At 70.2% G+C, this 16,764-nt stretch carries 14 protein-coding genes and 1 tRNA gene; 14 read left to right on the top strand and 1 reads right to left on the bottom strand.

The annotated features are described in order from the left end of the window. Nucleotides 1-11: 11 nt before the first annotated feature. From hisG to pyk, 13 genes are all read left to right on the top strand, one after another. Complete coding sequence (gene hisG / locus NNL39_RS11885) at nucleotides 12-851, top strand: ATP phosphoribosyltransferase (RefSeq protein ID WP_255159489.1); 840 nt, start codon at nucleotides 12-14, stop codon at nucleotides 849-851. After that, nucleotides 851-1,612, top strand: a complete 762-nt coding sequence (gene hisF / locus NNL39_RS11880; RefSeq protein WP_255159488.1) for an imidazole glycerol phosphate synthase subunit HisF — start codon at nucleotides 851-853, stop codon at nucleotides 1,610-1,612. The genes hisG and hisF overlap by 1 nt, the downstream gene beginning before the upstream one ends. Then, entirely contained in the window at nucleotides 1,609-1,971 is a 363-nt protein-coding gene (gene hisI, locus NNL39_RS11875) for a phosphoribosyl-AMP cyclohydrolase (RefSeq protein WP_255159487.1), read from the top strand. Before hisF ends, hisI begins: the two co-directional genes overlap by 4 nt. Beyond that, nucleotides 1,968-3,488, top strand: a complete 1,521-nt coding sequence (locus NNL39_RS11870) for an anthranilate synthase component I (protein WP_255159486.1) — start codon at nucleotides 1,968-1,970, stop codon at nucleotides 3,486-3,488. Before hisI ends, NNL39_RS11870 begins: the two co-directional genes overlap by 4 nt. Then, the gene (locus NNL39_RS11865) at nucleotides 3,485-4,114 is read left to right on the top strand and encodes a Trp biosynthesis-associated membrane protein (protein ID WP_255159485.1); all 630 of its coding nucleotides are present in this window, start codon (nucleotides 3,485-3,487) and stop codon (nucleotides 4,112-4,114) included. The genes NNL39_RS11870 and NNL39_RS11865 overlap by 4 nt, the downstream gene beginning before the upstream one ends. A gap of 34 nt (nucleotides 4,115-4,148) precedes the next feature. Next, nucleotides 4,149-4,382 carry a DUF6704 family protein gene (locus NNL39_RS11860; protein ID WP_322972917.1) on the top strand — a complete coding sequence of 78 codons (234 nt, stop codon included), beginning with the start codon at nucleotides 4,149-4,151 and terminating at the stop codon, nucleotides 4,380-4,382. Continuing rightward, on the top strand, nucleotides 4,383-5,159 hold the full coding sequence (gene trpC, locus NNL39_RS11855) for an indole-3-glycerol phosphate synthase TrpC (RefSeq protein ID WP_255159483.1): 777 nt from the start codon (nucleotides 4,383-4,385) through the stop codon (nucleotides 5,157-5,159). Then, complete coding sequence (gene trpB / locus NNL39_RS11850) at nucleotides 5,156-6,373, top strand: tryptophan synthase subunit beta (RefSeq protein WP_255159482.1); 1,218 nt, start codon at nucleotides 5,156-5,158, stop codon at nucleotides 6,371-6,373. Before trpC ends, trpB begins: the two co-directional genes overlap by 4 nt. Further along, nucleotides 6,370-7,152: a tryptophan synthase subunit alpha gene (gene trpA, locus NNL39_RS11845; protein WP_255159481.1), complete on the top strand. Its 783-nt coding sequence runs from the start codon at nucleotides 6,370-6,372 to the stop codon at nucleotides 7,150-7,152. The genes trpB and trpA overlap by 4 nt, the downstream gene beginning before the upstream one ends. Before the next feature lie 53 nt (nucleotides 7,153-7,205). Beyond that, entirely contained in the window at nucleotides 7,206-8,222 is a 1,017-nt protein-coding gene (gene lgt, locus NNL39_RS11840) for a prolipoprotein diacylglyceryl transferase (protein WP_255159480.1), read from the top strand. 151 nt (nucleotides 8,223-8,373) lie between these two features. Then, complete coding sequence (gene gltB, locus NNL39_RS11835) at nucleotides 8,374-12,951, top strand: glutamate synthase large subunit (RefSeq protein WP_255159479.1); 4,578 nt, start codon at nucleotides 8,374-8,376, stop codon at nucleotides 12,949-12,951. Next, on the top strand, nucleotides 12,944-14,401 hold the full coding sequence (locus NNL39_RS11830; protein ID WP_255159478.1) for a glutamate synthase subunit beta: 1,458 nt from the start codon (nucleotides 12,944-12,946) through the stop codon (nucleotides 14,399-14,401). Before gltB ends, NNL39_RS11830 begins: the two co-directional genes overlap by 8 nt. 59 nt (nucleotides 14,402-14,460) lie before the next feature. After that, the gene (gene pyk, locus NNL39_RS11825; protein WP_255159477.1) at nucleotides 14,461-15,918 is read left to right on the top strand and encodes a pyruvate kinase; all 1,458 of its coding nucleotides are present in this window, start codon (nucleotides 14,461-14,463) and stop codon (nucleotides 15,916-15,918) included. 56 nt (nucleotides 15,919-15,974) lie between these two features. On the opposite strand, the gene NNL39_RS11820 is transcribed toward pyk, so the two are convergent. Continuing rightward, nucleotides 15,975-16,057 (bottom strand) — tRNA-Leu (locus tag NNL39_RS11820). 49 nt (nucleotides 16,058-16,106) lie between these two features. Between NNL39_RS11820 and NNL39_RS11815 the strand changes: the two genes are divergently transcribed. Beyond that, nucleotides 16,107-16,763 carry an ANTAR domain-containing response regulator gene (locus NNL39_RS11815; RefSeq protein WP_255159476.1) on the top strand — a complete coding sequence of 219 codons (657 nt, stop codon included), beginning with the start codon at nucleotides 16,107-16,109 and terminating at the stop codon, nucleotides 16,761-16,763. Nucleotide 16,764 lies beyond the last annotated feature (1 nt).

Genomic DNA, 16,764 nt, shown 5'->3' with positions numbered 1-16,764 from the left:
GAGACCAGACCATGCTGAGAATCGCGGTACCCAACAAGGGTTCGCTCTCCGAGACCGCCGTCGAGATGCTCGTCGAGGCGGGCTATGCGGGGCGCCGCGACCCGCGCGCGCTCACGGTCGCCGACCCGCGCAACGGCGTCGAGTTCTTCTACCTGCGCCCGCGCGACATCGCGACCTACGTCGGCTCGGGCGCGCTCGATGTGGGCATCACGGGCCGCGACCTGCTGCTCGACTCCGGCTCGGCCGCCGTCGAGATCCAGCCGCTCGACTTCGGCGGCTCGACCTTCCGCTTCGCCGCCCCTCCCGGCACCGTGTCGACGCTCGCCGATCTCGCGGGCGTGCGCGTCGCGACGAGCTACCCGGGGCTCGTGGGCGGCTTCCTCGCCCAGCACGGCATCACTGCTCAGCTCATCCGCCTCGACGGCGCCGTCGAATCGGCGGTGCGCCTCGGGGTGGCGGATGCGGTGGCCGACGTCGTCTCGACCGGCTCGACCCTACGCGCGCAGGGCCTCGAGATCGTCGGCCCCGTCATCCTCGAGTCGACGGCCGTGCTCATCAGCGCGCAACCCGACCGGGCCGGCATCGCGACGCTGCAACGGCGACTGCAGGGCGTGCTCGTCGCGCGGCAGTACGTGCTCATAGACTACGACCTGCCCCGCGAACTCCTCGAGCGGGCGCAGGCCATCACGCCGGGCCTCGAGTCGCCCACTGTCTCGCCCCTCGCCGACGGCTCGTGGGTCGCCGTGCGGGCCATGGTGCCGCGCGACGAGACCAATCACGTCATGGACGCGCTCTACGAGCTCGGTGCCCGGGCGATCCTCGTCAGCTCGATCCACGCCGCCCGCATCTGATGGCCGTCTCCGTCCGGGTCATCCCCTGCCTCGACGTCGCCGCGGGCCGCGTGGTCAAGGGGGTCAACTTCCTCGATCTGCGCGACGCGGGCGACCCCATCGAACTCGCGCGCACCTACTACGAGCAGGGTGCCGACGAGATCACGTTCCTCGACGTGAAGGCCACGGTCGACAACCGCGAGACGATGTTCGACCTCGTCCGGGCGACGGCCGAGCAGGTGTTCATCCCGCTCACGGTCGGGGGCGGCGTGCGCGCGGTCGACGACGTCGCTCGACTGCTCGCCCACGGGGCCGACAAGATCGGCGTCAACAGCGCCGCCATCGCACGCCCCGCGCTCATCGATGAGATCGCCGACCGATTCGGTGCCCAGGTCTGCGTGCTCTCGCTCGACGTCACGCGCGATGCCGCGGCACCGAGCGGCTTCGTCGTCACGACCCATGGCGGTCGAGAGCGCACGAGCATCGACGCCGTCGCGTGGGCGCGCGAGTCGATCGAGCGCGGCGCCGGCGAGCTGCTCGTCAACTCGATCGACGCCGACGGCACGAAGAACGGATTCGATCTCGAGCTCATCGAGGCGATCGCCGAGATCTCGAGCGTGCCCGTGATCGCCTCGGGTGGCGCAGGAGCGCTGCAGCACTTCGCCCCCGCGGTGGCGGCCGGTGCCCACGCCGTGCTCGCGGCGAGCGTCTTTCACAACGCGGAGCTCACGGTCGGCCAGGTCAAGGATGCGCTGCGCGCAGAGGGGATGAGCGTGCGATGAGCGAGCTCGACATCGATGCGGTGCTCGACCGCGTGCGGTTCGATGCGGCCGGGCTGCTGCCGGCCGTCATCCAGCAGCACGACACGCGCGAGGTGCTCATGGTCGGCTGGATGGACGCCGAGGCGCTGCGCCGCACGCTCACCGAGGGCCGTGTGACGTTCTGGAGCCGCTCGCGGCAGGAGTACTGGCGCAAGGGCGACACGAGCGGCCACGCGCAGCACGTGCGCGGCGCCGCGCTTGACTGCGACGGAGACACCTTGCTCGTGCAGATCGACCAGGTAGGCGTGGCGTGCCACACGGGCGCGCGCTCCTGCTTCGACGTCGACCCGCTCGAGCCCGTTGTGGGAGCCCGCTCGTGAGCACGACGACGCGCGAGGAGTTCGCCCGGCAGCTGGCCACCGCGCGGGTCGTGCCGGTCATCCGCACCCTCTTCGCCGACGCGCTCACGCCGGTCGGCCTCTACCGTTCCCTCGCCGAGGGCCGCACGGGCGGCTTCCTGCTCGAATCCGCCGAGCAGGGCGGCATCTGGTCGCGCTATTCCTTCGTCGGCGTGCGCTCGTTCGGGGTGCTGACCGAGCACCAGGGCGCCGCTGTCTGGCTCGCCGATTCGCTGGATGCCGAGCGCGCGTTCGGCGGCCCCATGCCCTCCACGACCCTCGCGGCCCTCGACGCTCTCTACGCGCGCTGGCGCTCGCCCGACGTGCCCGGCAATCCGCCGTTGACGGGCGGGCTCGTCGGGTTCATCGGCTGGGACGCCGTGCGGCAGGTCGAGCACCTGCCGGATGCGCCGCCCAGCGACTTCCCCTGCCCCGAGCTGGCGATGGCCTTCGTGAGCGAGCTCATCGTCATGGACCACCGACAGGGCACCGTCTCGCTCATCGCGAGCGCGCTCGGCGACGGTGTCGACGACGAGCAGGCGCTGTGGTCGGATGCCCAGCAGCGGCTCGACGCGCTCGAAGCCTCCCTCGCCGCCCCGGCCGAGCCCGGCATCGCGCGGATCGACCTCGACACCGCACCGCGACCGCATCACCGCTCGACCCCCGCCGAGTTCCTCGCAGCGGTCGAGCGCTCGAAGCAGTTCATCCGCGATGGCGACGTGTTCCAGGTCGTGGTCGGGCAGCGTTTCGACCACGAGCTCACGGCGAGCCCCCTCGACGTCTACCGCGTGCTGCGCGCACTCAACCCCTCGCCCTACATGTACGCGCTCGCCCTCGAGACCGCCGAGGGCGCGCCGTACGCGATCGTCGGGTCGTCACCCGAGGCACTCGTGAAGGTGACCGACGGGCGCGTCTACACGCACCCGATCGCGGGCTCCCGGCCGCGCGGCGACACCCCGGAGCGCGACGGAGAGCTCGCCGACGAACTGCTCGCCGACCGCAAAGAGCAGGCGGAGCACCTCATGCTCGTCGACCTGGGCCGCAACGACCTGTCGAAGGTCTGCCGGGCCGGTTCGGTCGAGGTGACCGAGTTCATGCAGGTCGAGCGCTTCAGCCACATCATGCACCTCGTCTCGAGCGTCGAGGGCGACCTGCGATCCGACGTCACGCCCATCGACGTGTTCCGGGCCACCTTTCCCGCCGGCACCCTGAGCGGAGCGCCGAAGCCGCGGGCGCTGCAGATCATCGACGAGCTCGAGCCCGCCCGCCGCGGTGTCTACGGGGGAGTCGTCGGGTACTTCGGCTTCTCCGGCGATCTCGATCTCGCGATCGCGATCCGCACGGCCTTCCTCGCCGACGGTGTGGCTCGCGTGCAGGCCGGCGCGGGGCTCGTCGCCGACTCGGTGCCGGAGACCGAGTTCCAGGAGACCCTCTCGAAGGCCGCCGCTCCGCTGCGCGCTGTCGCGATCGCCAACGCCCTCCACCGGGGCACACCATGACCGACAGCGTCGAGTCAGCGACGACCCCCGAGGGCCCTCCCGCGGGGTCGCGCCGGGTGCGGTTGCTCGCCCTGCTGCTGCCCGTCCTGGTCGGGGCGACCGCGTTCCTTGCGTGGTCGCAGCCCTGGGTGATCGTGACGTTGGCGGATGAGCGCGTGGTGATCGCTGCGGGGGATGCCGCCGCGCCCGCCGTGCCGCCCCTCGCACTCGCGGCGCTCGCGCTCGTCGGCGCTCTCGCTCTCGCCGGTCCGGTCTTCCGGGTGCTGCTCGGGCTCCTGCAGTCCTTGCTCGGTCTTGGCATCGCCGTCTCCGGCGTGCTCGCGGTCGGCGATCCGGTCGCCTCCGCGGCCGCCCGCATCACCGAGACGACCGGTATCGCGGGCGACGCGGCCCTCCGGGCTCTCGTCTCCGACGCCGCCCTCACCCCCTGGCCCGGGGTCGCGATCGCGGCGGGTGCCGCCGGCGTCGCCATCGGCCTGTTCATCGCCGCCACAGCATCCCGCTGGCCCCCGCGCACGCGACGCTACGACGCCGTTCGGCTCGCGCCGGCGGAGGGCTCAGGCCATAGCGCTCGGCTCGACGCCTGGGATGCGCTGAGCGACGGCGACGACCCGACGGCACGATAGACTCGCACCCAACCGACCGATCCCCACAGGAGTGATGATGAACGCGCAGAACGACCCCGGCCACGGACACTCGCCCGCCGCCTGGACCGCCGTGACCATCATGCTCGTCGGTTTCACGATCGGCACGGTCGCCTTCTTCTTCGAGCTCGCCTGGCTGGTCTGGGCGAGTGCGGCCCTCGTGCTCGTGGGCTGGATCATCGGCGGGCTGCTCGCCAAGGCCGGCTACGGCGTGCGCGGGCCGAAGTACTTCCCGAAGGTGCACTCCTAAGTGCTCGACGGCCTCGTCGCCGGGGCGCTCGACGACGCGGCGCAGCGCCGCGCACTGCGCCCTCTCGCCCAGGTCGAGCGCGAGGCGCTCGCCCAGGCGCCCGCGCTCGACGCGCGCGCTGCTCTGCAGCGCGGCGACCGCATCAAGGTGATCGCCGAGGTCAAGCGCGCGAGCCCGTCGCGCGGTGCTCTGGCGAGCATCCCCGATCCGGCCCTGCTCGCCCGTCAGTACGCCGAGGGCGGCGCCTCGGCCATCAGCGTGCTGACGGAGGGGCGCCGGTTCGGCGGTAGCCTGGCCGACCTCGACGCCGTGCGCGCCGCCGTGAGCGTCCCGGTGCTGCGGAAGGACTTCATCGCCGAGCCGTACCAGGTGCTCGAGGCGCGGGCCGCGCGAGCCGACCTCGTGCTGCTTATCGTCGCGGCGCTCGACGACCCGACGCTGCACGCGTTGCACGCGCTCATCCTCGAGCTCGGCATGACGCCGCTCGTCGAGACGCACGACGCCGACGAGGTGCGCCGAGCGGTCGACCTGGGCGCGAGCGTGATCGGCGTCAACGCGCGCGACCTCAGCACCTTCGAGCTCGATCGCGATCTGTTCGGTCGACTGGCGCCGAGCATCCCCGACGGCACGGTGCGCATCGCGGAGTCGGCAGTCAGCGGAGTCGCAGACGTCGAGCACTACCGTCGAGCAGGAGCCGATGTGGTGCTGGTCGGCGAAGCCCTGGTCACCGGCGGCGACCCTGTCGCCGCCCTCAACGAGTTCTTGGCGGTCTCATGAATCTGCGCGAACAGGTCGGCCCGTACTTCGGCGAGTTCGGCGGGCGCTTCGTGCCCGAGTCGCTCATCGCCGCGCTTGACGAGCTCGACGCCGCTTACCAGGCGGCGAAAGCCGACCCGGCATTCGCGGCCGAGCTCGCCGAGCTGCACCGCACCTACACGGGGCGGCCGTCGATCATCACCGAGGCGAAGCGGTTCGCCGAGCACGCCGGTGGCGCGCGCATCATCCTCAAGCGCGAAGACCTGAACCACACCGGCAGCCACAAGATCAACAACGTGCTCGGGCAGGCCCTGCTCGCCAAGCGCCTCGGCAAGTCCCGCATCATCGCCGAGACCGGGGCGGGTCAGCACGGCGTCGCGAGCGCGACGGCCGCCGCGCTCTTCGGCCTCGAGTGCGTCGTCTACATGGGCGAGGTCGACACCGAGCGCCAGGCCCTCAACGTCGCCCGCATGAAGCTGCTGGGCGCCGAGGTCGTGCCCGTCACGGTCGGCTCGCGCACGCTGAAAGACGCGATCAACGAAGCACTGCGCGACTGGGTCGCCAACGTCGAGAACACGCACTACCTGCTCGGCACGGTCGCCGGCCCGCACCCCTTCCCGACGATGGTGCGCGACTTCCACTCGGTCATCGGCACCGAGGCCCGCGAGCAGGTGCTGGCCCTGACCGGTCGACTGCCGGACGCCGTGGTCGCGTGCGTGGGCGGCGGCAGCAACGCCATGGGCATCTTCCATGCCTTCCTCGACGACGAGAGCGTGCGCCTGGTCGGCAATGAGGCGGCGGGCGATGGCGTCGACACGATGTTCCACGCCGCGACGATCTCGAAGGGCCGCCCCGGCGTTCTGCACGGCGCCCGCAGCCTCATGCTGCAGGACGAGGACGGGCAGACGATGGAGTCCCACTCCATCTCCGCCGGCCTCGACTACCCGGGCGTCGGCCCCGAGCACGCGTGGCTCGACTCGATCGGGCGCGCCGAGTACCGCCCCGTCACCGATGCCCAGGCGATGGATGCCCTGCGCCTGCTGAGCCGCACCGAGGGCATCATCCCTGCCATCGAGACGGCGCATGCCCTGCACGGTGCGATCGAGCTCGGCCGCGAGCTGGGGCCGGAGGGCATCGTGCTCGTCTCCCTGAGCGGCCGCGGCGACAAGGACATGGAGACGGCGGCCCGCTACTTCGGACTGCTCGACGCCGCAGCGGCGGAGGCCTCGGCATGAGCACTGTCGCCGACACCATCCGCACCCGCAATGACGAAGCCTCGGGCGCGCTCATCGGCTACCTGCCCGTGGGCTTCCCGAGCCTCGATGCGAGCGTCGATGCCGCCGTGGCGCTCGTCGAGAACGGCGTCGACATCGTCGAGCTCGGGCTGCCCTACAGCGACCCCGTCATGGACGGGCTCACGATCCAGCGGGCGACGCAGACGGCGCTGCGGAACGGGTTCCGCCTGCGCCACGGCTTCGAGGCGGTCGAACGCATCCGCGCGCGCGTCGACGCCTCGCTGCTCGTCATGACCTACTGGAACCCGGTCGTGCAGTACGGGGTCGAGCGCTTCGCGACCGACCTGCAGAACGCCGGGGGAGCGGGGCTCATCACCCCCGACCTCATCCCCGACGAGGCCGCGGAGTGGATGACCGCGTCGACCGAGCACGACCTCGACCGCGTCTTCCTCGCCGCGCCTTCGTCGAGCGACGCGCGCATGAGGCAAGCGGTCGACGCGAGTCGCGGCTTCGTCTACGCGGTGTCGACGATGGGCATCACCGGAGCGCGCGACGACGTCGACAAGGCCGCGCGCGGCGTGGTCTCCCGGCTGCGCGAGGCCGGGTCGACGAGCGCCTGCGTCGGCCTCGGCATCTCGACCGCCGAGCAGGTCGCTGACGTGCTGAGCTACGCCGACGGTGCGATCGTCGGCTCGCGACTCGTCGCGGCTCTCGAGCAGGGCGGTGTGGCCGAGGTGGCGAAGGTCGCCGGCGAGCTCGCGGCCGGAACCCGCCGCTAGGCTGTCTGCGGCCCCCCCACCATGCCTGACCGCCCGCGAAAGGTTCTGACGACGTGATCCAGCCCCTCAGCATCCCGAGCCCGCCTCCCGAGTGGCAGGTCTTCAACCTCGGTCAGTGGCTGCGTGACATCGGGCTCACCTGGTTCGGCTTCGACGTCAACATCTACGCCTACGCGCTGTGCATCCTCGCGGGCATCGTGGTGGCCGTGATGCTCACGAACCGCCGTCTCTCGTCACGTGGGGCCGAGCCGTGGATCACGCTCGACATCGCGCTCTTCGCGGTGCCCTTCGGCATCATCGGCGGTCGCATCTACCACGTGCTGACCCACCCCGACGACTACTTCTTCGAGGGTGCCGACCTGCTCAAGACGCTCTACATCTGGGAGGGCGGCATGGCGATCTTCGGCGCCCTGATCGGCGGCGCCCTCGGCGTGTGGATCGGGTGCCGGGTCACGGGCATCCGATTCTGGAGTTTCGCCGACGCGCTCGCGCCGGGCCTGCTGCTCGCCCAGGCGTTCGGCCGTCTCGGCAACTGGTTCAATCAAGAGCTCTTCGGCCTGCCGACCGACCTGCCGTGGGGCCTCGAGATCGATCGCCCCAACGACGCCATCCCCGTCGGTCTGCCCGAGGACGTGCTCTTCCACCCCACGTTCCTCTACGAGATCCTCTGGAACGTGACGGGTGCGATCGTCATCCTGCTGCTCGCGCGCCGCTTCGTGCTGCAGTGGGGCAAGCAGCTCGGCATCTACCTGATCTGGTACGGCACCGGTCGCAGCGTCTTCGAGACCATCCGCCTCGACCCGAGCGAGCTCTTCCTCGGTATCCGCGTGAACGTCTGGGGCGCGTGGGCCGCGGTGCTCATCGGCCTCATCATCATCATCGTGCAGTCGCGCCGGCACACGGGCCTCGAGCCCTCGCCCTACGTGGCGGGTCGGGAGTGGTCGCCCGAGGCTGGGGTAGACTCCGAAGACGTCTACACCGACTCCGACGACGAGGGCAATGAGGCTCTCGCCGCCGCCGGTGCAACCGGTTCGACCGACGCCACAAGCGGGTCCGCCGCGAAGCCGTGACACCATCCATGACGCTCACCGAGCGCCGCGGGAGGTGAACAGGATCGCCACCACACTCGATCCGGCATCTGCGGCGCAGTCTGCGCGCGCTTCCACCCTCCGGGCCAGCGACGTCCCACACGGTTTCCGCAACAACGTGAGGACGGTTCTGATGGAACTCACATCGCCGATGCAGCGCTTCTCGACGGTGCCCGCTGCCCAGGGCATGTACGACCCGGCGCGCGAGCACGACGCGTGCGGCCTGGCCATGGTCGCGACCCTCCGTGGCACCGCCGGCCACGACATCATCCAGGCCGCCCTCGACGCGCTGCGCAACCTCGAGCACCGAGGTGCCGTCGGTTCCGATGCGGGCACGGGCGACGGCGCGGGCATCATCACCCAGATCCCGGATGCGTTCCTGCGGGCTGTTCTGCCCTTCGAGCTTCCCCCGGTGGGCCAGTACGCCATCGGCACCGCCTTCCTGCCGACCGACGACGACGAGCGCGCTCGTGAGAAGGCGGGCATCGAGGCGATCATCGCTTCCGAGGGTCTCGAGCTCATCGGCTGGCGCGTCGTGCCCACCGACCCGGGACTCATCGGCAACCTCGCGCGGGAGGCCATGCCGGCCTTCGAGCAGCTCGTCGTGCGCTCGAGCCGAACCGACGAGCACGGCCAGCCCCTCGCCGGCATCGCCCTCGACCGCCAGACCTTCCGGGCGCGCAAGCGGGCCGAGCGCGAGCTCGGCTCGTACTTCCCCTCGCTGTCGTGCCGCACGCTCGTCTACAAGGGCATGGTCACGACTCTGCAGCTCGAGCCGTTCTACCCCGACCTGAGCGACGAGCGCTTCACCTCGAAGCTCGCCCTCGTGCACTCGCGCTACTCGACGAACACCTTCCCGTCGTGGCCTCTCGCCCAGCCGTTCCGCTCGATCGCCCACAACGGCGAGATCAACACGGTGCAGGGCAACCGCAACTGGATGCGCGCCCGCCAGTCGCAGCTGCAGAGCGACCTGTTCGGCGACCTGCGCGATGTGTTCCCCATCGTCACGCCCGGTGCGAGCGACTCGGCCTCGTTCGACGAGGTCGTCGAGCTGCTCACCCTCGGCGGCCGTTCACTGCCGCACGCGATCATGATGATGGTGCCCGAGGCCTGGGAGAACCAGACCGACATCGACCCGGGGCTGCGCGACTTCTACGAGTACCACGGCATGCTCATGGAGCCGTGGGACGGCCCCGCCGCCCTTGTGTTCACCGACGGCTCGCTCGTCGGCGCGACCCTCGACCGCAACGGCCTGCGGCCCGGCCGGTTCATCGTCACCGACGACGGCCTCGTGGTGCTCGCGAGCGAGATCGGCGTGCTCGACATCGAGCCCAGCCGCATCGTGCGCAAGGGCCGCCTTCGCCCGGGCAAGATGTTCCTCGTCGACACCGCCGACGGGCGCCTGATCGAAGACGACGAGATCAAGGCGCAGCTCGCCGGGCTCGAGCCCTGGGGCGAGTGGCTCGAGGGCCAGCGCATCCACCTCAAAGACCTGCCGGAGCGCGAGCACATCGTGCACACCCCGGCCTCGATCGTGCGCCGCCAGCGCACCTTCGGCTACACCGAGGAGGAGGTGCGCATCCTGCTCGCCCCCATGGCGAAGGCGGGCGCCGAGCCGCTCGGTGCGATGGGCTCGGACACGCCTATCGCCGTGCTCTCCGACCGCGCGCGCCTGCTGTTCGACTACTTCACCCAGCAGTTCGCCCAGGTCACCAACCCGCCCCTCGACTCGATCCGCGAGGAGGTCGTCACCTCGATGCGGCTCGGCCTCGGGCCCGAGCGCAACCTGCTCGAGGCCACGCCTCGTCACGCGCGCCAGGTGATCCTCGACTTCCCGATCATCGACAACGACGAGCTCGCGAAGATCCAGCACATCGACCCGCGCCCCGGAAGCTCGCTCACGACGACGATCAAGGGCCTGTACCGCGTCGACAAGGGGCCGAAGGCGCTCGAGAAGCGCATCGCGGCCATGTGCGCCGAGGTCGATGACGCCATCGCCGACGGCGCCGAGTTCATCGTGCTGAGCGACCGCGACTCGACGGCCGACCTCGCCCCCGTGCCGTCGCTGCTCATGCTCGCCGCGGTGCACCATCACCTCATCCGCACCGAGAAGCGCATGCAGGTGGGCCTCATCGTCGAGGCGGGCGATGTGCGCGAGGTGCACCACTGCGCCGTGCTCATCGGCTACGGCGCCTCGGCGATCAACCCGTACCTCGCCATGGAGACCGTCGAGAACCTCGTGCGCTCGGGCATGATCGTGGGGCTGACTCCCGAGAAGGCCGTGCGCAACGTCATCAAGGCGCTCGGCAAGGGCGTGCTCAAGATCATGTCGAAGATGGGAATCTCGACCGTCGGCTCCTACGCCGGTGCGCAGGCCTTCGAGGCGGTCGGCCTCAGCCAAGAGTTCGTCGACCGCTACTTCACCGGAACCTCGAGCGTCCTCGGCGGTGTCGGCATCGACACGATCGCGGCCGAGAACGCCGCCCGCCACGCGCTGGCCTATCCGGCGAGCGCACCCGTCAACCCGCATGAGCGGCTGCAGACTGGAGGCGAGTACCAGTGGCGCCGCGAGGGGCCGCCGCACCTCTTCAACCCGGAGACGGTGTTCCGCCTGCAGCACGCGACGCGGTCGAAGCGGTACGACATCTTCCGCGAGTACACGAAGGCCGTCGACGACCAGGCCGAGAACCTCATGACCCTGCGCGGGCTGTTCCGCTTCAAGACCGAAGGCCGCACGCCCGTGCCGCTCGACGAGGTCGAGTCGGTCGAGTCGATCATCCGTCGCTTCACGACCGGCGCGATGAGCATGGGCGCCATCAGCCCCGAGATGCACGAGACCCTCGCGATCGCCATGAACCGCATCGGCGGCCGCAGCAACACGGGGGAGGGCGGCGAGAGCCCCGAGCGCCTGTTGGACCCCGAGAAGCGCAGCGCCATCAAGCAGGTCGCGTCGGGCCGGTTCGGCGTCACGAGCCTCTACCTCACGCACGCCGACGACATCCAGATCAAGATGGCCCAGGGCGCCAAGCCCGGGGAGGGCGGCCAGTTGCCGGCCAACAAGGTCTACCCCTGGATCGCGCGCCTGCGGCACGGTACGGCGGGAGTCGGGCTCATCTCGCCGCCGCCCCACCACGACATTTACTCGATCGAAGACCTCAAGCAGCTCATCTTCGACCTGAAGCGCGCGAACCCCGGTGCCCGTGTGCACGTCAAGCTCGTGAGCCAGTCGGGCATCGGCGCGGTGGCCGCGGGCGTCGCGAAGGCCAAGGCCGATGTCGTGCTCATCTCGGGCCACGACGGCGGAACCGGCGCGAGCCCGCTCAACTCGCTCAAGCACGCGGGAACGCCCTGGGAGCTCGGTCTCGCCGAGGCCCAGCAGACGCTCATGCTCAACAACATGCGCGGGCGGGTCACGGTGCAGGCCGACGGCCAGATGAAGACCGGCCGCGACGTCATCATCGCCGCCCTGCTCGGCGCCGAGGAGTACGGCTTCGCCACTGCTCCGATGGTCGTCTCGGGCTGCATCCTCATGCGGGTCTGCCACCTCGACACCTGCCCCGTCGGTGTCGCGACGCAGAACCCCGAGCTGCGCAAGCGCTTCACGGGCACCCCCGAGTTCGTCATCACGTTCATGGAGTTCCTCGCGCAGGAGGTGCGCGAGTACCTTGCAGAGCTCGGCTTCCGCTCGCTCGAGGAGGCGATCGGCCGGGCCGATCTGCTCGACGTCGACCGCGCCGTGCGGCACTGGAAGGCCGACGGTCTCGACCTCTCGCCGATCCTTGCCGGACCGGAGTTCGACGAGAGCGCCCCGCGCACCAAGCGCGAGGAGCAGGACCACGAGCTCGAGGAGCACTTCGACAACGAGCTCATCCGACTGAGCGTCGACGCCCTGCAGCACGGGTCTCCCGTGCGCATCGATCTGCCGATCCGCAACACCGAGCGCGCCGTCGGAACGATGCTCGGCCACCAGGTCACGACGCTGCACGGCGAGCACGGCCTGGCTCCCGACACGATCGATGTCACGCTCACGGGATCGGCCGGGCAGAGCCTCGGCGCGTTCATGCCGCGCGGCATCACCCTGCGCCTCTACGGCGACAGCAACGACTACGTCGGCAAGGGGCTCTCGGGCGGCCGCGTCATCGTTCGGCCGACGCGCGACGCCGTGTTCCACGCCGAGCGCAACGTGATCGCTGGCAACGTCATCGGCTACGGTGCCACGAGCGGCGAGATGTTCATCCGCGGCATCGTGGGCGAGCGCTTCCTCGTGCGCAATTCGGGCGCGACGGCCGTCGTCGAGGGTGTGGGCGACCACGCGCTCGAGTACATGACGGGCGGCACGGCGGTCATCCTCGGCGCCACGGGCCGCAACCTCGGCGCCGGCATGTCGGGCGGCACCGCCTACGTCTACGACCTGCGTCGCGAACGCGTCAACAGCGATGCGCTCGCGACCGGCGAGCTCGAGCTGACGGCGCTCGACGCCGACGACCGCGCGATCGTGACCGACCTGTTGCGCCAGCACGTCGACGAGACGGAGTCGGCGCTCGCGAGCCGTCTGCTCGCCGACGGCGCGTCCGCTCTCGACCGGTTCGTCAAGGTGCTGCCGCGCGACTACGCGGCCGTGCTGGCGACGCGCCAGACCGCGCTCGACGAAGGCCTCGACCCCGACGGGGACGTCGTGTGGGGCCGCATCCTGGAGGTGACTGGTGGCTGATCCCCGCGGATTCATCACTGTTCCCGAGCGCGAGCTGCCGCCGCGCCGGCCCGTTCCGCTCCGCCTGATGGACTGGAAAGAGGTCTACGAGCAGGGCGACTCCGGTGTGCTGCGCCGACAGGCCGGTCGCTGCATGGACTGCGGCATCCCGTTCTGCCACCAGGGATGCCCGCTCGGCAACCTCATTCCCGAGTGGAACGACTTGACGTGGCGCGGCGAGGGCCGTCAGGCGATCGAGCGACTGCACGCGACGAACAACTTCCCCGAGTTCACGGGCAAGCTGTGCCCCGCACCGTGCGAATCGTCGTGCGTGCTCGCGATCAACCAGCCCGCGGTCACGATCAAGCAGGTCGAGGCGTCGATCATCGAGCAGGCGTGGAACAACGGGTGGGTGCAGCCCGTGCCCCCCGAGCGGCTCACGGGCAAGACCGTGGCCGTCGTCGGGTCCGGTCCGGCCGGTCTCGCCGCGGCGCAGCAGCTGACCCGCGTCGGGCACACGGTCGCGGTCTTCGAGAAGGACGACCGCATCGGCGGGCTGCTGCGGTACGGCATCCCCGATTTCAAGATGGAGAAGCGGCACCTGGATGCCCGGCTCACGCAGATGCAGGCGGAAGGCACCCGTTTCCGCGCGGGTGTCGAGATCGGCGTCGACATCACGTGGGACGAGCTGCGCACCCGATACGACGCTGTCGTGATCGCGACCGGAGCGCCCGAGCCGCGCGACCTGCCCATTCCGGGGCGCGATGCTCTGGGCATCCACTTCGCCATGGAGTACCTGACGCAGTCGAACCGGGTGCAGGCGGGCGACGTCGTCGACGGCCAGATCACCGCCGAGGGCAAGCACGTCGTCGTGCTCGGCGGCGGCGACACGGGCGCCGACTGCATCGGCACCGCTCACCGGCAGGGCGCGCTGAGCGTCACCAACCTCGCGATCGGCAAGCAGCCGCCGCACGAGCGCCCCGAGACGCAGCCGTGGCCCCTGCAGCCGACGCTGTTCGAGGTGCAGAGCGCCCACGAGGAGGGCGGCGAGCGCATGTACCTGGCCTCGACCGTCGAGTTCCTCACGACCGAGGCGGGCGAGGTGCGCGCGCTGCGCGTCGCCGAGACCGAGTACCTCGACGGACGGCGGGTGCCGAAGGCGGGCACCGAGCGCGAGATCCCCGCCGACCTCGTCCTGCTCTCGCTCGGCTTCACCGGTGCCGCCCGCGGCACGCTGAACGACCAGCTCGGGCTGCCCTTCGAGGGCTCGGGTGCGATCGCGCGGCAGGCCGACTACACGACGGGCGAGACCGGGGTGTTCGTTGCCGGAGACGCCGGCCGTGGCGCCTCGCTCATCGTCTGGGCCATCGCCGAGGGCCGCGCCGTCGCGGCCGCCGTCGACACCTACCTGCAGGGCGAGAGCGACCTGCCCTCGCCCGTGCGGGCGACGGACCGCCCGCTCACCGTCTGAGCGCGCAGGGTCGCACCATCAGCACCACCCCTACCACCACCACCCCACTGAAGGACACCATGAGACGCGCAAAGATCGTCGCCACCCTCGGGCCGGCGACATCCAGCTACGAGAACATCCGGGCCATCATCGAGGCCGGCGTCAACGTCGCCCGCATGAACCTGAGCCACGGCACCTACGAGGTGCACGAGGAGGTCTACCGCAACGTGCGAAAGGCCGCGGCCGACGCGGGCAGCGCGGTGGCGGTGCTCGTCGACCTGCAGGGCCCGAAGATCCGCCTCGGCAAGTTCGAGAACGGGCCTCACGAGCTCGCCGAAGGCGACATCTTCACGATCACCACCGAAGACATCCTCGGCACGAAAGAGATCTGCAGCACGACCTTCAAGGGTCTGCCTGCGGACGTCAACCCGGGCGACTTCCTGCTCATCGATGACGGCAAGGTCAAGGTGCGCGTTCTCGACACCGACGGCATCCGCGTGCGTACCGAGGTCGTCGTCGCCGGACCCGTCTCGAACAACAAGGGCATCAACCTGCCCGGGGTCGCGGTCAACGTTCCCGCCCTCTCCGAGAAGGATGAGGACGACCTGCGCTGGGGCCTGAAGCTCGGAGCCGACTACATCGCACTCTCGTTCGTGCGCAACGCCTCCGATGTCAACCGCGTGCACCAGATCATGCGCGAGGAAGGCCGCACGATTCCGGTCATCGCGAAGATCGAGAAGCCTCAGGCGGTGGATGCTCTCGAAGAGATCATCGAAGCCTTCGACGGCATCATGGTCGCGCGCGGCGACCTCGGTGTCGAGCTGCCCCTCGAAGCGGTGCCCATCGTGCAGAAGCGCGCGGTCGAGCTCGCCCGCCGTATGGCGAAGCCCGTCATCGTGGCCACGCAGATGCTCGAGTCGATGATCAGCAATCCGATTCCGACGCGCGCCGAGACCTCGGATGTCGCGAACGCGGTGCTCGATGGTGCTGACGCCGTGATGTTGAGCGGCGAGACGAGCGTGGGCGAGTTCCCCGTCATCACCGTCTCGACCATGGCTCGCATCGTCGCGTCGACTGAGGAGCACGGCCTCGAGCGCATTCCGCCGCTCGGCACGAAGCCGCGCACCCAGGGCGGAGCGATCACGCTCGCCGCCGCCGAGGTCGCCGACTTCGTCGAGGCCAAGTACGTGTGCGTGTTCACCGAGTCGGGTGACTCGGCGCGCCGCATGTCTCGCCTGCGCTTCCGCGTGCCCATGAAGGCCTTCACGCCGCTCGAGTCCATCCAGCGTCGCATGTCGCTCACGTGGGGCATCGAGACCTTCCTCGTCGACCGCGTGACGCACACCGACGCCATGTACCGCCAGGTCGATGAGGTGCTGCTGCGCGAGGGCCTGGCCGATGTCGGCGACAAGGTCGTCGTCATCTCCGGCTCGCCTCCCGGAATCTCCGGGTCGACGAACGACCTGCGCGTGCACGTCGTCGGCGATGCCATCAACGCCGCCGCACCCGTCTGGGAGAGCGGCGACCACGCCGACTGACGCCGGTTGCACGAAAGGCCGCGCCCTGAGGGGCGCGGCCTTTCGCATCTCTGCGGTACCGGCTGTGGGGCTCGAACCCACACGTCCTCTCGGACAACGCATTTTGAGTGCGCCGCGTCTACCATTCCGCCAAGCCGGCTCGGGCCATCTCGACCCTCGGGCCTCGACGATACCGTAGGCTCTGACGCGTGAGTGACCAGGATCAGACTGCCGCCCCCCGCCGTGTCGTCGTCGCCGAGGACGAGTCCCTCATCCGCATGGACATTGTCGAGATCCTGCGCGACAACGGTTTCGATGTGGTCGGCGAGGCCGGCGACGGCGAGACCGCGGTCGCCCTCGCGACCGAGCTTCGGCCCGACCTCGTCATCATGGACATCCGCATGCCCCAGCTCGACGGCATCGAGGCCGCCAAGCGGCTCAGCGAGAACCACATCGCCCCCGTCGTACTGCTGACGGCCTTCAGCCAGAAGGAACTCGTCGAGCAGGCGGTCGAGGCCGGAGCGCTCGCCTACGTCGTCAAGCCGTTCACCCCGAACGACCTGCTGCCCGCGATCGAGGTGGCGCTCAGCCGCTACCAGCAGATCCTGACCCTCGAGGCCGAGGTCGCCGACCTCGTCGAGCGCTTCGAGACCCGCAAGCTCGTCGACCGGGCGAAGGGGCTGCTCAACGAGCGCATGGGGCTGACCGAGCCGGAGGCCTTCCGGTGGATCCAGAAGGCGTCGATGGACCGCCGCACGACCATGCAGGCCGTGGCGCAGGCGATCATCGACCAGCTCGGCTCCAAGAAGGACGCGCCGAAGAAGGCGCCGTCCGACGCCGCTGAGGCGGGCGACGCAGGGGAGTAGC

Source organism: Microcella humidisoli (assembly GCF_024362325.1).
Classification (GTDB): Bacteria; Actinomycetota; Actinomycetes; order Actinomycetales; family Microbacteriaceae; genus Microcella; species Microcella humidisoli.
This window is presented reverse-complemented; position numbering and strand designations above follow the sequence as displayed.

What these genes read in the sequence shown, in the direction of transcription:
- hisG (WP_255159489.1), top strand. Translation starts at nt 12, where the DNA reads ATGCTGAGAATCGCGGTACCCAACAAGGGTTCGCTCTCCGAGACCGCC.
- hisF (WP_255159488.1), top strand. Translation starts at nt 851, where the DNA reads ATGGCCGTCTCCGTCCGGGTCATCCCCTGCCTCGACGTCGCCGCGGGC.
- hisI (WP_255159487.1), top strand. Translation starts at nt 1,609, where the DNA reads ATGAGCGAGCTCGACATCGATGCGGTGCTCGACCGCGTGCGGTTCGAT.
- NNL39_RS11865 (WP_255159485.1), top strand. Translation starts at nt 3,485, where the DNA reads ATGACCGACAGCGTCGAGTCAGCGACGACCCCCGAGGGCCCTCCCGCG.
- NNL39_RS11860 (WP_322972917.1), top strand. Translation starts at nt 4,149, where the DNA reads ATGATGAACGCGCAGAACGACCCCGGCCACGGACACTCGCCCGCCGCC.
- trpB (WP_255159482.1), top strand. Translation starts at nt 5,156, where the DNA reads ATGAATCTGCGCGAACAGGTCGGCCCGTACTTCGGCGAGTTCGGCGGG.
- trpA (WP_255159481.1), top strand. Translation starts at nt 6,370, where the DNA reads ATGAGCACTGTCGCCGACACCATCCGCACCCGCAATGACGAAGCCTCG.
- gltB (WP_255159479.1), top strand. Translation starts at nt 8,374, where the DNA reads ATGGAACTCACATCGCCGATGCAGCGCTTCTCGACGGTGCCCGCTGCC.
- pyk (WP_255159477.1), top strand. Translation starts at nt 14,461, where the DNA reads ATGAGACGCGCAAAGATCGTCGCCACCCTCGGGCCGGCGACATCCAGC.